Origin of the sequence: Enterobacter sp. 50793107, from assembly GCF_001463365.1 — a bacterium.
Classification (GTDB): domain Bacteria; phylum Pseudomonadota; class Gammaproteobacteria; order Enterobacterales; family Enterobacteriaceae; genus Enterobacter; species Enterobacter cloacae.
The window spans coordinates 17,675-33,792 of sequence record NZ_LNII01000080.1; the positions used below are offsets into that span (position 1 = coordinate 17,675).

16 protein-coding genes are annotated in these 16,118 nt (G+C 52.6%); 1 reads left to right on the plus strand and 15 read right to left on the minus strand.

The window, feature by feature from the left end; genetic code table 11:
• Nucleotides 1-29 precede the first annotated feature (29 nt).
• From rnhB to rpsB, 15 genes are all read right to left on the minus strand, one after another.
• A complete protein-coding gene (rnhB, locus tag APU11_RS12280; protein WP_013095664.1) occupies nt 30-626 on the minus strand; it encodes a ribonuclease HII in 597 nt (198 codons plus the stop codon).
• Nucleotides 623-1,771 (minus strand): lipid-A-disaccharide synthase, encoded by a 1,149-nt coding sequence (lpxB, locus tag APU11_RS12285; RefSeq protein ID WP_013095663.1) that lies wholly within the window; start codon nt 1,769-1,771, stop codon nt 623-625. Before lpxB ends, rnhB begins: the two co-directional genes overlap by 4 nt.
• Nucleotides 1,771-2,559, minus strand: a complete 789-nt coding sequence (lpxA, locus tag APU11_RS12290) for an acyl-ACP--UDP-N-acetylglucosamine O-acyltransferase (protein ID WP_013095662.1) — start codon at nt 2,557-2,559, stop codon at nt 1,771-1,773. The genes lpxB and lpxA overlap by 1 nt, the downstream gene beginning before the upstream one ends.
• A 3-nt stretch (nt 2,560-2,562) precedes the next feature.
• Nucleotides 2,563-3,018, minus strand: coding sequence for a 3-hydroxyacyl-ACP dehydratase FabZ (gene fabZ, locus APU11_RS12295; protein ID WP_010426706.1), 456 nt, complete (start codon nt 3,016-3,018; stop codon nt 2,563-2,565).
• Nucleotides 3,019-3,122: 104 nt separating this feature from the next.
• Complete coding sequence (gene lpxD, locus APU11_RS12300) at nt 3,123-4,148, minus strand: UDP-3-O-(3-hydroxymyristoyl)glucosamine N-acyltransferase (protein ID WP_013095661.1); 1,026 nt, start codon at nt 4,146-4,148, stop codon at nt 3,123-3,125.
• Nucleotides 4,149-4,151: 3 nt separating this feature from the next.
• Complete coding sequence (gene skp / locus APU11_RS12305; RefSeq protein WP_013095660.1) at nt 4,152-4,646, minus strand: molecular chaperone Skp; 495 nt, start codon at nt 4,644-4,646, stop codon at nt 4,152-4,154.
• Nucleotides 4,647-4,768: 122 nt separating this feature from the next.
• Nucleotides 4,769-7,186, minus strand: coding sequence for an outer membrane protein assembly factor BamA (gene bamA / locus APU11_RS12310; protein ID WP_013095659.1), 2,418 nt, complete (start codon nt 7,184-7,186; stop codon nt 4,769-4,771).
• A gap of 31 nt (nt 7,187-7,217) precedes the next feature.
• Nucleotides 7,218-8,570: a sigma E protease regulator RseP gene (gene rseP / locus APU11_RS12315; RefSeq protein ID WP_014830712.1), complete on the minus strand. Its 1,353-nt coding sequence runs from the start codon at nt 8,568-8,570 to the stop codon at nt 7,218-7,220.
• An 11-nt stretch (nt 8,571-8,581) separates the two neighbouring features.
• Nucleotides 8,582-9,439: a phosphatidate cytidylyltransferase gene (cdsA, locus tag APU11_RS12320; RefSeq protein ID WP_013095657.1), complete on the minus strand. Its 858-nt coding sequence runs from the start codon at nt 9,437-9,439 to the stop codon at nt 8,582-8,584.
• A 12-nt stretch (nt 9,440-9,451) separates the two neighbouring features.
• Nucleotides 9,452-10,210 carry a (2E,6E)-farnesyl-diphosphate-specific ditrans,polycis-undecaprenyl-diphosphate synthase gene (gene ispU / locus APU11_RS12325; protein WP_028028110.1) on the minus strand — a complete coding sequence of 253 codons (759 nt, stop codon included), beginning with the start codon at nt 10,208-10,210 and terminating at the stop codon, nt 9,452-9,454.
• Nucleotides 10,211-10,396: 186 nt separating this feature from the next.
• Entirely contained in the window at nt 10,397-11,596 is a 1,200-nt protein-coding gene (ispC, locus tag APU11_RS12330) for a 1-deoxy-D-xylulose-5-phosphate reductoisomerase (RefSeq protein ID WP_038981256.1), read from the minus strand.
• A 95-nt stretch (nt 11,597-11,691) separates the two neighbouring features.
• Nucleotides 11,692-12,249, minus strand: coding sequence for a ribosome recycling factor (gene frr / locus APU11_RS12335; protein WP_008501909.1), 558 nt, complete (start codon nt 12,247-12,249; stop codon nt 11,692-11,694).
• Nucleotides 12,250-12,416: 167 nt separating this feature from the next.
• Nucleotides 12,417-13,142, minus strand: coding sequence for a UMP kinase (pyrH, locus tag APU11_RS12340; RefSeq protein ID WP_003856194.1), 726 nt, complete (start codon nt 13,140-13,142; stop codon nt 12,417-12,419).
• Nucleotides 13,143-13,293: 151 nt separating this feature from the next.
• Nucleotides 13,294-14,145 carry a translation elongation factor Ts gene (tsf, locus tag APU11_RS12345; protein ID WP_008501911.1) on the minus strand — a complete coding sequence of 284 codons (852 nt, stop codon included), beginning with the start codon at nt 14,143-14,145 and terminating at the stop codon, nt 13,294-13,296.
• A gap of 117 nt (nt 14,146-14,262) precedes the next feature.
• Complete coding sequence (gene rpsB / locus APU11_RS12350) at nt 14,263-14,988, minus strand: 30S ribosomal protein S2 (RefSeq protein WP_013095653.1); 726 nt, start codon at nt 14,986-14,988, stop codon at nt 14,263-14,265.
• A gap of 321 nt (nt 14,989-15,309) precedes the next feature.
• Here rpsB and map point away from each other — a divergent pair, with 321 nt between their 5' ends.
• Nucleotides 15,310-16,104, plus strand: coding sequence for a type I methionyl aminopeptidase (gene map, locus APU11_RS12355; protein WP_013095652.1), 795 nt, complete (start codon nt 15,310-15,312; stop codon nt 16,102-16,104).
• Nucleotides 16,105-16,118 lie beyond the last annotated feature (14 nt).

Below are 16,118 nucleotides of genomic sequence, written 5' to 3' on the forward strand. Positions count from 1 at the left end.
CCGCGTTACTTAATTGCTTGCGTATTGATTCAGGACACCAGTCCCAGCGCGCGTTTCACCGGGCCAAAACTGCGCCGGTGGTGCTCGGTTGCGCCATGTTCAGCCAGCTTTTCCAGGTGGAAGGCTGTAGGATACCCTTTATGCTGAGCGAAGCCATACTGAGGGTAAGTGAGATCCAGCGCGGCCATTTCAGCATCGCGAGTCACTTTGGCAATAATAGAAGCCGCACTGATTTCCGCGACCCGGCTATCCCCTTTTACTACCGCCATGGAAGGCACAGGTAATGCAGGGCAACGGTTGCCGTCAATAAGAACATACTCCGGGGCAATTTTCAGCCCCGCCACCGCACGCTGCATCGCCAGCATTGTGGCATGCAGGATGTTCAGCTCGTCAATTTCATGCGGCTCAGCACGCCCAAGGCTCCAGGCTAATGCTTTTTCCTGAATCTCATCAAATAACGCCAGTCGGCGCTTTTCTGAAAGCTTTTTGGAGTCATTCAACCCGATAATCGGACGGGCCGGATCGAGGATCACCGCCGCGGTCACAACAGCGCCCACTAACGGGCCACGGCCCACTTCGTCCACACCCGCAACAAGGTGGGTGTGAGGATAAATAAATTCCATCATCTTGCTAACTCCAGCACCGCATCAGCCGCTTGCTCATCGGCATTACAGCGGATCTGCTGATGCAGTTCGCGGAACGTATCATGCATCTGGTGGCTGGTCTTGCCGTTGGCAAGCAGCGGTAGCAGCGCATCGGCCAGCGCCTGAGGCTGACATTCGTCCTGCAGAAGCTCTTTCACCAGTTCACGCCCGGCGAGCAGGTTTGGCAGCGAAACGTACTCCGTCTTCACCAGGCGTTTGGCCAGCCAGAAGGTGAACGGTTTCATGCGATAGCCTACCACCATCGGACATTTCGCCAGCATGCACTCCAGGGCTGCCGTACCGGAGGCCAGCAGCGCGGCATCGCTCGCGACCATCGCCTCACGGCCTTTTCCATCCAGCAGATGGATGTGAAGATCCGGTGCAACCTCGGCTTTAATACGCTCAAACTGCTCCCGGCGTTTGGCGTTCACCAGCGGCACAACCACTTCGAGATCGGGGTAGGTATCGCGCAGAATTTGCGCGGTTTTCAGGAAGTCCGCGCTAAGCATCTCTACTTCTGCGCCACGGCTACCCGGCAGAAGAGCCAGACAGTGCGCATCGTGAGGGATCCCCAGCACGTCACGCGCTGCGTTTTTATCCGGATCCAGCGGCATCGCATCCGCCATGGTATGCCCGATAAAACGGCACGGAACGTTAAATTTGTCGTAAAACGCTTTTTCGAAAGGCAGGAAAGCCAGCACCAGATTGGTTGACCGTCCGATTTTGAAAACGCGTTTCTGTCGCCACGCCCAGACGGACGGACTGACGTAGTGAATGGTTTTAATGCCCTGCTTTTTCAGATTCCCTTCGAGGGTAATGTTGAAGTCAGGCGCATCGATACCGACAAAGACATCGGGTTTGAGCTCGGTGAAGCGGCGGGTAAGATCGGCGCGGATATGCAGCAGACGACGCAGTCGCCCCAGCACCTCAACAATGCCCATCACGGCCAGCTCTTCCATTTCGTACCAGGCTTCGCAGCCTTCAGCCTGCATTAGCGGGCCTGCAACGCCAACAAAGCGAGCATCAGGTACGCGAGCCTTAAGCGCGCGGATAAGACCGGCACCAAGAATATCGCCGGAGGTTTCTCCGGCGACCAGGGCTATCGTAAGCGGACGACTGTCGACCATTAACGAATCAGACCCCTTGTGGAACGGTCAAAGAATTCCATGAACGCGTTCACTTCAGGGTGCTTTTCCGCCAGTTCGGCAATTTCCGGCTTCGCCTCTTCCAGCGTTTTGCCGCTACGGTACAGTAACTTATACGCGTTGCGGATAGCCGTAATCGCTTCGCGACTAAAGCCACGACGCTTGAGGCCTTCGATGTTCACGCCGAATGGCGTGGCATGGTTGCCCTGCGCAATTACATACGGTGGGACGTCCTGCGCCACACCGGAGCATCCGCCGACCATCACATGTGCACCAATGATGCAGAACTGATGGACTGCGGTCATACCGCCAATAATTGCGAAATCATCAACCGATACGTGTCCTGCCAGCGTTGCGTTGTTGGCAAGAATACAGCGGTCACCTACGGTACAGTCGTGCGCGATGTGCGCATTAACCATAAACAGGTTATCGCTGCCCACCTTCGTCAACCCACCACCCTGTACTGTTCCACGATGAATGGTGACGCTTTCGCGGATACGGTTACGATCGCCAATTTCCAGACGGGTCGACTCACCAGCATATTTTAAATCCTGGTTAACTTCGCCGATGGAGGCGAACTGATAGATCTCATTGTTGCTGCCAATGGTCGTATGACCATTCACGACAACGTGAGATTTCAGTACTGTACCCTCACCAATTTCGACATGGGGACCAACAATACAGAACGGGCCAATGTGGACATTAGCACCAATAATGGCGCCGGTTTCCACAATAGCGGTAGGATGAATAAAGGCAGATTTATCAATCACGTATCAGGACTCCCGGCTACGAGCACACATCATCGTCGCTTCGCAAACAACTTTGCCGTCAACCAGTGCTACGCCTTTAAAGCGAGTCAGGCCACGACGCGTTTTTTCAAAAGTGACTTCCATGATCATCTGATCACCAGGCACGACAGGGCGCTTAAAGCGCGCTTCATCGATACCCGCGAAGTAGTACAGTTCACCCGGCTCCAGTTTGCCTACGCTTTTAAACGCAAGAATACCGGTAGCTTGTGCCATCGCTTCCAGGATCAACACACCCGGGAAGATGGGTTTACCAGGGAAGTGCCCCTGGAAGAATGGCTCGTTAACGGAGACATTTTTCACTGCGCGCAGAAAACGACCTTCTTCAAAATCCAGCACACGGTCTACCAGCAAAAACGGGTAGCGGTGCGGCAGAAGTTCTAAAATCTCTTCAATATGCAGAGTATGAGTGTCGGTAGTCAAAATACTCTTCCTGTCAAAATGTACTGATTAGCAATAATAACACGGCCTGCCGGTTTAAAAGAAAGCCGACAGGCCGGGAAATTAAGCGTTAAAAAGATGAACGCTTAGTCTTGTTGATCGATCTTACGCTCAAGGGACTTGAGTCGCTTGCTCATATCATCAATATTCATCACCAGAGCTGCTGTTTTACGCCATACCTTGTTAGGTTGCAGCGGGATGCCTGAGGAATAGACGCCTGGCTCAGTGATAGGACGCATTACCATGCCCATTCCCGTCACGGTGACCTTGTCGCATATTTCCATATGACCATTGATCACGCTGGCACCGCCAATCATGCAGTAACGGCCAATTTTCAGACTGCCTGCCATGATGACGCCACCTGCAACCGCGGTATTGTCGCCAATCACAACGTTATGCGCAATCTGGCACTGATTATCGATAATAACACCGTTGCCGATAATGGTGTCGTCAAGCGCACCACGGTCAATGGTGGTACAGGCTCCGATCTCAACGCGATCGCCAATGATAACGCGACCAAGTTGCGGGATCTTAACCCAATTACCACGATCGTTAGCGTAGCCAAAACCGTCAGAACCAATCACTGTGCTGGACTGAACGAGGCAATTTTCGCCGATTTCAACTTCGTGGTAGACGGACACATTGGCCCACAAACGTGTCCCGGCGCCGATTTTTGTGTTTTTCCCAACGAAGCAGCCCGGGCCGATGACGACGTTATCGCCCAGTACGACACCAGACTCGATCACGGCATTTGCGCCGACTGCTACGTTGTTACCCAGCTGAGCCGTCGGATCGATTGCTGCACTGGCAGCAATGTTTTGCGCCGGCTGCGGCGTGGTATCAAGAATTTGTGCCATGCGAGCATACGTCAGGTAGGGATTTTTCACTACCAGTGCCGCACCAGTGGCAAACGGAAGATCGTCCTGCGTCAGAACAACAGCCGACGCCTGGCATTGAGCCAGATGTTCACGGTACTTAGGGCTTACCATGAAGGTAATATTGCCAGCTTTAGCAGATTGCATGGACGCAACAGCGGTGATGACGATATCGCCATCACCGTGTAATTCTGCATCCAACTGCTGAGCTAAATCAGCCAGTCGAATTGAAGGCATTACTTATTTAACCTGTTTCAGAACATCAGCGGTGATGTCTTTAACATCGCTGCTGTTGAAAGCAACGGCGTTCGCATCAACAACCAGATCGATGTTCTGATCGGCAGCAACTGCTTTAACAGCAGTCTGAATGCGAGTCACCAGCTTGCCACGCTCTTCGTTAGAACGACGCTGACGATCCTGCTCGAAAGCCTGCGCTTTCTGGGAGAACGTCTGGCGCTGAGCCATTACGTCTTTTTCCAGTTTGCTGCGCTCGCTTGATTTCATGGTAGAACCATCACGCTGCAGACGCTGCATTTTGGACTGAAGATCGTTTTCCATACCCTGCAGTTCGCTTGCACGGCCTTTGAATTCGTTTTCCAGAGTCGCAGAAACGCCCGTTTTCTGTGCAACCTGCTGGAACAAATTACCCATGTTGACGATTGCAATTTTGTCTGCTGCCTGAGCAGAAGTTGCCATCGCTAAACCGAGACCTGCAGCTAATAACCACTTTTTCACAATTAACTCCTTACCATCCCATTGGCACCAGAAGGTACCGTTCTTTGCGTGGCAAGGCGATCGTTTTACCGATCGCCGGTTGTCAGCGCTACACTGCCAACGCATTCCTTTGCAGCGGAGAATTACCAGGTTTTACCAATGTTAAACTGGAATTGCTCCGACTTATCTCCATCATATTTCTTAAACGGCTGGGCGTAAGAGAAGACCAACGGCCCCAGCGGTGACATCCATTGTAATGCGATACCTGCAGACATGCGAATATTGCCCGGATCGCTGTAGTCTGGAACACCTGCCGCACGCATCTGGGCAGTGTTCTCCCAGTTGGTATCCCACACGGTACCGGCATCCCAGAAGAAGGACGTACGGACTGAGTTGGCGTATTTATCACTGATAAATGGCGTTGGCGTGATGAACTCAAGGCTCGCCACGGCCATGGCGTTACCGCCTACCGCATCATCAGAGCTACAAACCTGTTTTGGATCCCGGCTTGCGCAGTTATCTTCGTCATTACCGCCGTAATAAACCGCTTTCGGACCAATGTTGTTGGACTGGAAGCCACGAACGGTACTGGAACCACCGGCGTAGAAGTTCTCATAGAACGGCATCTCTTTGCCGCCTAAACCATCGCCATAGCCCCAACGGGTACGACCCAGAACCACCCACTTATGATCGTCATCGATCGGGAAGTACGAGGCAGTATCGAGCGTTAACTTGTAGAACTCGTTATCAGAACCAGGAATAGTCACTTTACCATTCAGGTTGACACGAGAGCCCTCCGTTGGGAAGTAACCACGGTCAAGGCGGTTATACGTCCAGCCGTAGTTGAAGGTGAAGTCATCCGCCGCAAAACCGTTGTTATCGCTGGAGGTGCTCGCCGACTGGCCGATAGAGTCGAGATAACGCCACATTGCCACCTGCGGTTGCATATTGGACAGGTCGTTATGCACGTAACCTAAGCCCGCACGCAGGGTGTTGTATTCGTTAACCGGGAATCCAAGCGTACCGTCTACACCGTAGCTCTTGTTGGTGTACGAGGACAGATCCGCGTCGTCTGCTTTAAAGTCGTTATAGAAGATACGACCACCCAGGCTCACACCGTCAACGGTGAAGTATGGGTTAGTGACAGAGAACTCAGAGTAGGTCTGGTAGTCGTTTTTGGTACCGTTGATACCCACCGAGTAACCCGTACCCAGCCAGTTATCCTGCTGAACGCCAACCTGGAAGCTCACGCCGCTTTCAGTACCGTAGCCCACACCGAAGTTAAAGCTACCGGTATTACGCTCTTTCACTTTGTACACGACATCAACCTGGTCCGGGCTGCCCGGCACACGCTGGGTATCGGTATCAACCGTTTCAAAATAGCCCAGACGGTTCAGACGCTCTTTACCCTGGTCAACGAGGTCGCTACCCAACCATGCCCCTTCCATCTGGCGCATTTCGCGACGCAGAACGGAATCTTTGGAGGTGTCGTTACCTTCGAAGCGGATCTTACGCACGTAGAAACGGTTGCCCGCATCAACGTTAACGTGAAGCTTAACGGTTTTATCCGCGTCGTTGATTTCCGGCTGAGTTTGCACACGCGGATAGGCATAACCATAGCGGCCGAGCAGCTTTTTAATCCCGTCTTCCATTTTGGTTACTTTAGAACCGCTGTACAGATCGCCTGGCTGAATTTTGGTCAGCGATTCGATCTCGGCAGAATGCCCCGCCAGGTTGCCACTTACTTCAACACCCGAAAGCTTGTACTGATCGCCTTCTGTAATGTTAATCGTAATGTAGATCCCTTTCTTGTCTGGGGTCAGACTCACCTGAGTGGAGTCGATGTTGAAACGGGCATAACCGCGATCCAGATAGTAGCTGCGCAGGGTTTCGAGGTCGCCCGCCAGTTTCTGTTTCTGGTATTTGCGATCGCCCACCACGTTCCACCACGGCACTTCGTCACGCAGCTGGAAGGTGGAGATCAGTTCGTCGGTAGTGAACGCGTGGTTCCCGACGATGTTGATCTGTTGGATCTTCGCCGAGACGCCTTCCTGGAAGACCAGCTTCAGGTCAACACGGTTACGCGGCAGCGGAGTCACCACCGCTTTCACGCTGGCGCTGTACTTACCGACGCTGTAATAGAAGTCTTCCAGACCTTTTTCAATGTCTGAAAGGGTGGTGCGGTCCAGAGATTCCCCCACACGAACACCGGATGCTTCAAGGTTTTGCTTGAGCATGTCATCTTTCACCGACTTGTTACCGGAGAAAGTGATACTGGCGATCGTTGGACGTTCTTTTACCTGAACCAGCAGCGTATCACCATCGCGCAGGACGCGGACATCCTCAAAGTTGCCGGTGGCAAACAGAGCACGGATGGTGTTACTGATGTCATCATCATTAACCGTATCGCCGGGGCGCACAGGCATACTGAGGAGGGCCGCACCAACGGCGACACGCTGAAGGCCTTCGAAATGAATGTCTTTCACTACGAACCCGTCAGCACCGTATACGGTGGCGCTGCTAAACAGCAGCGACGCTATGAGCAACTTTTTCATCGCCATCGTTATTATGCGTTCTTCCTAACTAACTCTCTTACAACCGAGAGAAATCATTGAAAAGTGCAAGCCCCATTAACAGCACCAGCAAAATCGAGCCAATGCGATAACTAAAGTCTTGAACTCGCTCGGATACCGGCCCGCCTTTTAGCTTTTCAATCGCTAAAAACAGCAGATGACCCCCGTCTAAAACGGGAAGCGGGAACAGGTTGATGATCCCAAGGTTCACGCTAATGAGCGCGAGAAACATGAGATAGTAAATCACCCCGAACTCCGCTGACATCCCAGCCCCCTGAGCTATCGAAATTGGCCCACTGAGGTTGTTCAGTTTCACATCACCGGTTATCAATTTCCCCAACATGTTTACCGTCAGCTTCATCAGTTGCCATGTTTTATCCGTGGCTTCAAGGATGGCGCTAAACGGCCCATACTGGCGTATTGTCTTGTACTCATCAGGCAGCGGGATCACTTTAGGCACAACGCCTGCAAACCCTTCTGCCTTTTTGCCGACCGATTTGCTATCCGGGATCAGCGTCAGCGAGAGTGGACTACCCTGCCTTTCAACTTCCAGCGCGAGCGACGTACCCGGATTATCGCGCACCAGAGTAACAAAGGTCATCCACTGTGTTAATGGCTGACCATCGACTTTAACGATCCTATCGCCAGCTTGCAAACCCGCTTTGCTCGCCGCCGAATTTGCCTGAACTTCGGCTAATATCGGTTCGATCTGCGCACCACGTGGGCGAATCCCCAGCGCAGAGACGGGATCTTCTTTGTCTGGCTCGAAACTCCAGTGACGCAAATCCAGCACTTTATTCTGTCGCTGGTCAGAACCAAACGGCGACACGCTGACCGTGGTCTGCTCATCACCGATTTTGGCTACCAGTTGCAGTCGCACGGCATCCCAATCAGGGGTTTCGATACCATCAATCGCTTTAAGTTCCATCCCCGGCGTAATTTGCGCACTCGCCGCGATGGAATTGGGGGCGATTTCACCGACAACCGGACGCACGCCCGGAACGCCGATGATAAACACCAGCCAGTAAGCGAAGATAGCAAAGATGAAATTGGCTACCGGTCCGGCAGCAATGATGGCGGCACGTTGTCCAACGGTTTTGTTGTTAAACGCGCTGTGTCGAAGCTCAGGGGCCACAGGCTCAACACGTTCGTCGAGCATTTTGACGTAGCCACCGAGCGGGATAAGGGCGATGACAAATTCCGTGCCGTGACGGTCGGTACGCGTCCAGAGTGATTTGCCAAAACCGATGGAGAACCGCTCTACGCGCACACCGCAACGGCGAGCAACCCAGAAATGGCCAAATTCATGCACGGTAATCAGTACACCCAGTGCAACAATGAACGCCGCCAGATTCCAGAGAATGCTCAGCATAAAACCTTCCGTTAAATCGTCCCGAATACCAGTAAAAGCAGACAAGCAAACACGGGAACAGCCGCTGTCAGGCTGTCAATGCGATCCAGTATCCCGCCATGCCCTGGAATCAGGTGTCCGCTGTCCTTAATCCCTGCTTCTCGCTTGAACATACTTTCGGTTAAATCACCGAGTACCGAGGCCAGCGCGGCAAAAATCGAACACACCAGCAGTATTGACGGTGCAATGTCCAGATTCGCCCAGACGCCATAGCCCCAGGAGATAATCGCTGCCGTAAACAGGCCGCCGATGAATCCTTGCCAGGTTTTACCAGGCGACACCTTCGGAGCCAGTTTATGTTTGCCGAACAGTTTACCAAACATATAGGCCCCAGAGTCAGCCCCCCAGACCAGAATCATCACATAAAGCAGCCAAATCGCACCGCTGTAGTGGTTTTCGTCGTAGTGCCAGGCGCGCAGAGCCACCATGCCCCAGAAAAAAGGCACAATGGTAAGAAGACCAAATATAAGGCGCAGCACTTTTGAATTGCGCCACAACGCCGCGGAGCCTGGATAAAAAAGCACCAAAACAAGGGCGGCGATCCACCAGGCCAACGATACCCACAGGGACCCGGCAACCAGTGGTTGGTGAATATCATGGTGATATTCCGGCAAGGTAAACAGCATCAGGGCCAGGATCAAGCCACAGAGTACCGCCAGCCATACCCGCTGACTGCGCGACGTAAAGCCGCTAAACTGTCCCCATTCCCACGCGGCCAGCATACACACCACCAGCGTGACAATAGCAAATCCCACCGGGGGCAGTAAAAACAGCGCCGCAATGACAATGGGTATTAATACAAAAGCGGAAATCAGGCGATACTTCAGCAAAAGCTACCCCCATCAGGCTTTGTCGCCACCAGGCTCGGTGCCGCCGAAACGACGCTCTCGATTGGCAAAGGCATGCAGCGCACCTTCAAAGTCTTGTTCATCAAAATCGGGCCAAAGCACATCCGTAAAGTAAAGTTCGGCATAGGCAATTTGCCACAGCAAAAAGTTACTTATGCGATGTTCTCCCCCTGTCCTAATTACCAAATCCACAGGTGCCAGTTCATTCATGCAGATTTGCTTGCTCAGCGCGTCTTCATCAATTTGGTCGGGTCTCAACAACCCTTCCTGAACCTGTTCGGCCAGGTGCCGAACCCCCTGGATAATATCCCAGCGTCCACCGTAATTCGCCGCGATATTCAGCGTCAGACCCGTGTTATTTTCAGTCAGCGCTTCTGCTTTACGAATCCGTTCCTGCAAACGTGAGTTAAAACGACTGGTTTCGCCAATGACACGCAGGCGCACGTTGTGGCGGTGCAGGCTTTTTACTTCGCTGTCGAGCGCCCACACAAACAGTTCCATCAACGCAGTCACTTCCTGCGCAGGTCGATTCCAGTTTTCACTGCTAAAAGCATAGAGCGTTAACGCATCAATGCCGTTATTGGCGGCAAAAGAGACGGCGCGGCGAACAGATTTCGCCCCAGCTTTATGCCCAAAGGCTCGTATCTTCCCTTGTCTTTTCGCCCAGCGGCCATTGCCATCCATGATGATTGCTACATGACGGCAGCCATGAGCTGGCAAGTTTTCGCTTATTGGTTGATTCGCAGACAACATAACGCGTTTTTAGTCCCTGAAAAGGATTTAACGGTACTCAGGAATACTGAAGCCTATACGTAAAAAAGCCGTGTCAAACCACGGCTTACCTGACCACTTAAAGTCAAATACCTGCGATCAGGTGGCGCAGACTATATCACCGAAGCCCAACGCTAACAAATAGCACGACGACTGGTGCTTGCTTTATCACCAGCTTGCGAGACGTGTCACCTGTTTGCGCGCAATAATACGAGCCTGCTCATCCACCGCCAGCACCTCTTCCACGCTTTGTGGTTCGCGCAGATCCATCAACTCCAGTACCGACAAATTCAGCATAGCGATATCGGTGAAACGGATCTGCTGATTCAGAAATGCTTCAACGGTAATTTCATTGGCTGCATTGAGTGCCGTCGTCGCCGCCTGCCCCTGGTCAAAGGCATTCATTGCAAGCTTAAGACACGGATAACGATCGTAGTCAGGTTCACTGAACGTCAGAGAACTCAGCTTGCAAAAATCGAGTGGCTTCACGCCAGATTTCACGCGTTCAGGCCATGCCATTGCATGTGCAATTGGCGTACGCATATCCGGCTCTCCCAGCTGTGCCAGCACGCTGCCGTCCTGATAGCGCACCATCGAGTGAATCACCGATTGCGGGTGGATCAGCACTTCCATCTGTTTCGCCGACGCGTTAAACAGCCAGCGAGCTTCAATGTATTCCAGACCTTTGTTCATCATAGTGGCAGAGTCAACGGAGATCTTACGCCCCATTGACCAGTTCGGATGACGGCACGCCTGATCCGGCGTCATTGCGCTCAGTTCAGACAGTGGCGTTTCACGGAACGGGCCACCAGACCCGGTAAGCAAAATCGATACAACCCCATTCTGCTCCAGGTCAGCGTACCCCAGGTTCTGCTGAAAAGGTTGCGGTAAACTCTGAAAAATGGCGTTGTGCTCGCTGTCGACCGGCAAAAGTCGTGCTCCGCGCTGCTTAACCGCCTCCATAAACAGGCGTCCGCAGGTTACCAGCGACTCTTTATTCGCCAGCAGAACATCTTTACCGGCATCGATGGCGGCCAGCGTCGGCAGCAATCCGGCCGCGCCAACAATGGCGGCCATCACCTGATCGACCTCATCCAGCGCGGCCATCTCGCAGGCAGCCTGCTGCCCGCTCAGAACCTCAGTACGACTGCCCTTCTCTTGCAGAGCGGCTTTCAGCTGGCGGGCGCTCTCTTCGTCATCCATTACCGCATAGCGGGGCGTAAACTCCAGACACTGCTCGACCATTCGCTGCACATTCTTCCCGGCCACCAGTGCTGTCACGGTGTAAAGCGCAGGGTTGTGGCGTACAACGTCGAGAGTGCTGCAACCGATAGATCCGGTTGAGCCAAGGAGAGTTAAATGCTTCATGAGATGCCCGAAAAAAGTTAGACCAGATAAAAGCAAAACGCCGCCAGCAAGACCCGAAGTCCCTCTGAACGGCGTTTATCAGTGTAAGACAGAAATCAGAACTGCATCAGTTCCGCTTCTTTATCTGCCAGCGCCGCATCAATTTTCTTGATGGCAGCGTCAGTCATTTTCTGAATGTCGTCCTGTGAACGACGATCGTCATCTTCACTGATCTCTTTTTCTTTCAGCAGCGCTTTCACTTTATCGTTAGCGTCGCGACGGACGTTACGCACGGAAACACGACCCTGCTCAGCTTCGCCACGCACCACTTTGATCAGGTCTTTACGACGCTCTTCGGTCAGCGGAGGCAGTGGAACACGGATATCAGCACCCGCAGAGCTTGGGTTCAGACCGAGGTCAGATGCCATGATCGCTTTCTCAACCGCCGGGCCCATAGAGCGATCGAACACATTGATTTTCAGCGTACGGGTATCTTCTACGGTCACGCTCGCCAGCTGGCGCAGAGGGGTAGGCGTACCGTAGTACTCTACGATGATGCCATCCAGCAGGCTTGGAGAAGCACGGCCAGTACGGATTTTGCTGATTTGGGTTTTGAACGCTTCTACGCATTTTTCCATGCGTACTTCAGCATCTTTTCTGATGTCGTTAATCACGTTACGAATCCTTGAAAACTTGTCTCAGGCAGACTATCCGCCAGCACAGTGCTACAGGTGTGCTAAGTATAGTCGCGTTTAATTCATGACAACGCCAATGGCGCGTCCGGGTAAGATACCACTTCAAAATAAAGCGGAATCTTACCTGTATTTATCGCCGACGGAAATTATTCCGTGATCAATGTGCCTTCTTTTTCGCCCATGACCACGCGGCGCAGTGCGCCAGGCTTATTCATGTTGAAGACACGGATTGGCAGTTTGTGGTCGCGAGCCAGGGTGAAGGCGGCAAGATCCATCACTTTCAGCTCTTTTTCCAGCACTTCGCTGTAGGACAGCTGATCGTACATGGTGGCAGAGGGATCTTTTGCCGGGTCGGCGGTAAACACGCCATCCACTTTGGTTGCTTTCAGCACCACATCGGCTTCGATTTCGATACCGCGCAGGCAGGCAGCGGAATCGGTTGTAAAGAACGGGTTACCCGTACCGGCGGAGAGGATCACCACGCGGTTGTTGCGCAGCAGGCTGATCGCTTCTGCCCAGCTGTAGTTATCGCAAACGCCATTCAAAGGAATAGCGGACATCAGGCGGGCATTCACATAGGCACGATGCAACGCATCACGCATTGCCAGACCGTTCATCACGGTTGCCAACATACCCATATGGTCGCCCACAACGCGGTTCATCCCCGCTTTCGCCAGACCAGCACCACGGAAAAGGTTGCCACCGCCAATGACCACGCCGACCTGAATACCCAGTTCGACAAGTTCTTTGATCTCCTGTGCCATGCGGTCGAGAATGCTTGCGTCAATACCGAAGCCTTCCGATCCCTGCAGCGCTTCGCCACTCAGCTTAAGCAGAATGCGTTTGTACACGGGTTTTGCATTGGTAGCCATGTTTCTTTCCTGAGACTGTCAACGATTAAGATGGGGGTTAATTCTGGCGACATAGTATGTCGCATACCAGCACAGCGATACGGGATCCTGTCTGATTTTCGTCTGACGGGTGACAAAAAGAAGCCGCCCTCAGGCGGCTCCTTTTTCATCATTAAGACTGCTTGGACATTGCAGCAACTTCTGCTGCGAAGTCAGTCTCAACTTTCTCGATGCCTTCGCCCACTTCGAAGCGGATGAAGCCAGTTACGTCAGCGTTGTGCTCTTTCAGCAGCTGAGCAACGGATTTGCTTGGATCCATAACGAAAGGCTGGCCAGTCAGAGAAACTTCGCCGGTGAATTTCTTCATGCGGCCTTCAACCATTTTCTCTGCGATTTCTTTTGGCTTACCAGACTGCATCGCGATGTCCAGCTGAACCTGGTACTCTTTCTCTACCACTTCAGCAGACACGTCTTCTGGTTTAACGAATTCTGGTTTGCTTGCAGCGATGTGCATTGCCAGCTGTTTAACCAGCTCTTCGTCAGCGCCTTTAGCCGCAACCAGAACACCGATACGCGCACCGTGCTGGTAAGAACCCAGAACGTCGCCTTCCAGGGAAGCTACGCGACGGATGTTGATGTTCTCACCGATTTTAGCAACCAGCGCAACACGTTCTTCTTCGAACTGTGCTTTCAGAACTTCAACGTCAGTGATTTTGCCAGCAACAGCTGCGTCCAGAACTTTGTTAGCAAATGCCTGGAAACCACCATCTTTAGCAACGAAGTCAGTCTGGCAGTTAACTTCCAGAATGATGCCGTAGTTGCCGTCGATTTTAGTGATGATCACGCCGTCAGCAGCAACGTTGCCTGCTTTTTTAGCTGCTTTGATCGCACCGGATTTACGCATGTTTTCGATTGCCAGCTCGATGTCGCCGTTCGCTTCAGTCAGCGCTTTTTTGCAATCCATCATGCCTGCGCCAGTACGCTCGCGCAGCTCTTTTACCAGGGATGCGGTAATTTCAGCCATTCTTAAATCCTCGGGAGATGTGAACTGCCCGGCCTGCGGCCAAACAGTATAAATTGAAAAAAGGGGCCGATAATGGGCCCCTATTCATACACGGTACTAATAAGGGGTGAAACCTTATTATTCAGCTTCTACGAAGCTTTCTTCCGCCTGAGAAGCCAGATCCTGGGAACGGCCTTCACGAACGGTAGCAGCTACAGCGCTCAGGTACAGGCTAACAGCACGGATTGCGTCGTCGTTACCCGGGATAACGAAGTCAACACCGTCCGGATCGGAGTTGGTATCAACGATAGCGAATACCGGGATACCCAGGTTGTTAGCTTCTTTGATTGCGATGTGCTCGTGGTCTGCATCGATTACGAACAGCGCGTCTGGCAGGCCGCCCATATCTTTGATACCGCCCAGGCTGTTTTCCAGCTTGTCCAGCTCACGAGTGCGCATCAGCGCTTCTTTCTTAGTCAGCTTGTCGAAAGTACCGTCCTGAGACTGGGTTTCCAGATCTTTCAGGCGCTTGATGGACTGACGAACAGTTTTCCAGTTGGTCAGCATGCCGCCCAACCAGCGATGGTTCACGAAGAACTGGTCGCAGCTGTTAGCAGCATCTTTCACAGCTTCGCTTGCAGCGCGCTTAGTACCAACGAACAGAATCTTACCTTTACGGGAAGCGATCTTGTTCAGCTCAGCCAGGGCTTCGTTGAACATTGGTACAGTTTTCTCAAGGTTGATGATGTGAACTTTGTTACGCGCGCCGAAGATGAAAGGCTTCATTTTCGGGTTCCAGTAACGGGTCTGGTGACCGAAGTGAACACCAGCCTTGAGCATGTCGCGCATGGAAACAGTTGCCATGTTTAAAACCTCTATATTGAAAGTTGGGGTTATGCCTCCACGTATCCCATATTACCGACCCCGAAGGGCACCCCGGAATATGTGCCGATACGTGTGTGTTGTTACACAAAGTGAGATATATCGCTCCCGTCCAGCCTGTGTATCTGAGATGGATCGGAAGTCCGGCGCGCTTTATACCACAAATCGCGACCAGAAACCAATAATTGTTGGCGTAGTGTGCTGTTAATGATTCTCAGTTTGGCACGGGGTGCGCCTGACTGATACCATTGACGGTACTTAGACTAGTATTGTCGAAAAAATCGACACCGATGGACAGATTACATGGCTATCTCTATTAAGACCCCTGAAGAAATTGAAAAGATGCGCGTCGCCGGTCGTCTGGCCGCGGAAGTGCTGGAAATGATCGAGCCGTTCGTGAAACCGGGCGTCAGCACCGGCGAACTGGACCGCATCTGTAACGACTATATCGTTAACGAGCAGCACGCGGTCTCCGCCTGCCTCGGCTACCACGGTTTCCCGAAATCCGTCTGCATTTCTATAAATGAAGTGGTGTGCCACGGTATTCCGGATGACGAAAAACTGCTGAAAGATGGCGACATCGTCAACATCGACGTCACCGTCATTAAAGATGATTACCACGGTGACACCTCGAAGATGTTTATCGTGGGCAAGCCAACCATCCTGGGTGAGCGCCTGTGTAAAGTGACGCAGGAGAGCCTCTACCTGGCGCTGAAGATGGTGAAACCGGGCATTCGCCTGCGCACCATTGGTGCCGCTATCCAGAAGTTTGTCGAAGCGGAAGGTTTCTCCGTGGTTCGCGAATATTGTGGTCACGGCATTGGCCGCGTCTTCCACGAAGAGCCGCAGGTTCTGCACTACGATGCGGATGACGGCGGCGTGGTGCTGCAAAAAGGGATGACCTTCACCATCGAGCCGATGGTCAACGCGGGTGACTACCGTATCCGTACCATGAAAGATGGCTGGACGGTGAAAACCAAAGACAGAAGCTTGTCTGCACAGTACGAGCATACTATTGTGGTAACAGACAACGGCTGCGAAATTATGACGTTGCGCAAGGATGACACCATCCCGGCAATACTGACGCACGATGAATGATAAAAAAGCCGGCA